This is a genomic window from Leisingera sp. F5 (assembly GCF_001593695.1).
Map to the genome: position 1 here is coordinate 1 of NZ_LUKH01000333.1, position 2815 is coordinate 2815.

The window sequence follows — 2815 nt, forward strand, 5'->3', positions numbered from 1 at the left end:
GGCCAGGATCCGCGGATAGGCCTGATGCACCTGATCCACCAGCTGCGCGGCCCAAGCGGTGGCAGTCGGCACCACCCCCAGCACCAGAGTGCCAGTCACTTCGCCGCGGGATGCCGCAATCTCCTGCTCCAGTGCCTTGGCATCGTCCAGGATCGAGCGCGCCCGGCGCACAATCATCATGCCTTCCTCGGTCAGCCCTTGGAACCGGTTGGCCCGGCGCACGATGGACAGGCCCAGCCGTTCCTCCAGATTGCGGATCCGCATCGAAAACGCAGGCTGCGAAATACCGCAATCAGCAGCGGCCTTGGCGAAATGCTGATGCCGCGCCAGCGCCGTCAGCAGCTGAAGGTCTTTAAGTTCGATCATGACCAAACCTTACGCTGCCGCTGCCGCACTGCGCAATGGGATCTGCTGCGCCCTCAGGAGCCGCTGTGCGCTTCAGCCTGACGAGCAGACGCGCCGAAAAGCTCAGTCAATTCTTCCAGGGTTTCCGCAGCGCTGTGCAACCGTCTGGTTAGATCCGGGTGCTCCGCCAATGCCTGCAGCAGCAGGCGTTCACGGATATCCTGCAGTCTCTCTGACACATGGCAGCCTTCCTCAGTCAAGCTGTAGGTGACTCCGGAGCGGCCCGCCCCTTGTTTGCGGGTCAGCCCGGCAGAGGCAAGTTTGCGCAAGGAATACTGAATGTTGGGGATGTCGGTCCGGTTGGTGGCCTGGGCCAGTTCCTTGATTGTTTTGGACTGGCCGCCCTTGCCGATCAACTGCAGCAGAGTAATTTCTGCACTTGCCATGGACATGGTGCTGAGCTGCTCAAAACTGCCAGCCTGCCATCGGGTCAAACCCTCTCCCGCCCTTTGAATCGCCATTTCCAGCATATGCAACCCGCCATCCGGCGACATCTCAACAGCCGTGTCAGCGGCCAGGCCAGCAGTCAAACAAGATAAAGGGGAACGGTCGACTTTATTATCCAACGAACAACTCCGAAAAAATAAATTATAGCTGCCCTGAAAAGGCATGAAGACAGCGGATCAGAAAATGTCTCTGCCCAAAGCCGCCTGTCCGGCAACGGCATGCAGTCAATCCCTGCATGTAGCGGCGGCGTCGGAAGTCCTTCTGAAAAACCTACTCAAATTACCCGCAACATATCCAACCAAATCCAAGAGATTTCAATACCCGGCGTCGCCATCTGTTGCGCAACACCAAAGGTAGCCTGAATAATCTGAACAGCCGAGTTAGGTGGATTTTCCGCTCCTGATCCGGCAGCGTTGCCGGGACGAAGGAGTGAAAATGGCTAGACAGCCACGGCGAAACCACAGCCCTGCCTTTAAGGCGAAAGTCGCTTCGGCAGCATTGAAGGGCGACAAGACGATGAGCGAGCTGGCGACGCATTTTGACGTGCATCCGAACCAGATCAAGCAGTGGAAGGATCAGCTTCTGGATGGCGTGACGGATGTCTTTGACGACACGCCGAAGACTTCCAAGGAGCCGGATGTCGATGCCAAAACGTTGCATGCAAAGATTGGCCAGCTGACGCTGTAGAATGGTTTTTTGGAATGAACGCTCGCCAAAACCGGTCTGTTGGGGAGCGCAAAGAAAGGACCAGTGGATGTCGCGAGCAACTTGGCGAGCGTCTTCATGTTCTTCGCGGGTGATCTTGCGTGCGTCGGCATTCGGGCAGCATTTGGCTTTGGACGGGCAGGCCTGGCAGAGTTCTTTCAGCGCGCGATACCGGGCAGTGCCTTTTCCGGCCGCCCCCCGGTTGGGGTCGGAGTAGTTGCGGCGGAATTGCTTCAGTTCGTGGCCTTCAGGGCAGATGTATTGATCTTTAGCGGCGTCGCGTTCGAAATCAGCCCGGGTCCAGGTGCCATCGTTGCGCCCTGACTTGTCGAAGACGGGAATATGCGGGGCGATCTTGCGGCCGACCAGCCAGCCCAGCATCGGCGCGGTGCCGTAGGCCGTGTCCGCGATCAGGCGTTCGGGATGCAGATCGAACCTCGCCTTCACCCGCTCCAGCATGGTCCTGGCCGATCCAACCTCGGCTTGCCTGATCGGCCGGCTCGCGTCGATGGCCATGCGCTGACCGCTGACCAGACCCTCCTCGATACACCGCGCGACGGTTGTCTCGAAGAGATGCCGCAACAGTTCGCTATCGCGAAACCGGCCATGAATTGCCCGGCAGGCGATTGCGAAGCAATCTGCCGAAAGGGGCGGTTCTTTGAATACGTCGAGTGATCCGGAACCCGGTCACTCAGATCGAGCCGGCAAAACCACCGGTACGCCAAGTTCAGATGCACCTCCTCACAGAGCCGGCGTTCGGACCTGATGCCGAAGCAATACCCGACCAAGAGCATCCGGATCAGCAATTCAGGGTCAACGGACGGACGGCCAGTGTGACTGTAGAAATCCGCCAGATAGACGCGGATGCCCGTCAGATCGACAAAACGGCCGATGGCCCGCAGAAGGTGATCGTGCGGGACATGATCTTCCAGCGAGAACCCGCAGAACATCGCCGGCTGCGCTTCCTTCCTCGGCCCCATTATCGCCAATCCTCCCGCCCGGTAAAGGAATTGAATCAGCGGGATGTCTCCCGATCAAGTGCGAGTTTTTCAACGGAATACGCCCTTTTGGCTGGACCGTAGACCTCACCGGCATTTTTGTAGGGCCAATGGGATTTGGACAAGCCAAACGCCTTTGGCCGTCAGGGTGAGGGCGCGGCCCTCCCCCTCGGGCAACTCTTCTAGACAGGCCGTGTCCTCGCTTTCAGCTGCGGGCCGCACCTACCTGTCGAAAAGCATTGCCTCGCCCCCACCCGCGT

Annotated in this window: 2 protein-coding genes and 2 pseudogenes; 1 reads left to right on the forward strand and 3 read right to left on the reverse strand. The window is 59.0% G+C overall.

Going from position 1 to position 2815, the window contains the following annotated elements; genetic code table 11:
* Together A2I95_RS29780 and A2I95_RS29785 are read right to left on the reverse strand one after the other, a co-directional pair.
* A partial coding sequence (locus A2I95_RS29780; RefSeq protein WP_291735687.1) for a LysR family transcriptional regulator occupies window positions 1–366 on the reverse strand: 366 nt, incomplete at its 3' end.
* A 53-nt stretch (window positions 367–419) separates the two neighbouring features.
* Window positions 420–1016: a winged helix DNA-binding protein gene (locus A2I95_RS29785; protein ID WP_291735690.1), complete on the reverse strand. Its 597-nt coding sequence runs from the start codon at window positions 1014–1016 to the stop codon at window positions 420–422.
* A gap of 271 nt (window positions 1017–1287) precedes the next feature.
* Between A2I95_RS29785 and A2I95_RS29790 the strand changes: the two are divergent.
* Window positions 1288–1536: pseudogene (locus A2I95_RS29790) on the forward strand (transposase); the annotation flags it as partial.
* Between the two features lie 69 nt (window positions 1537–1605).
* Here A2I95_RS29790 and A2I95_RS29795 read toward each other — a convergent pair.
* Window positions 1606–2540 (reverse strand): annotated as a pseudogene (locus A2I95_RS29795) (transposase); the annotation flags it as partial.
* Window positions 2541–2815 lie beyond the last annotated feature (275 nt).

Excerpts from the sequence above, each read along its gene's own strand:
- A2I95_RS29785 (WP_291735690.1), bottom strand. The coding sequence starts at position 1,016 with ATGCCTTTTCAGGGCAGCTATAATTTATTTTTTCGGAGTTGTTCGTTG.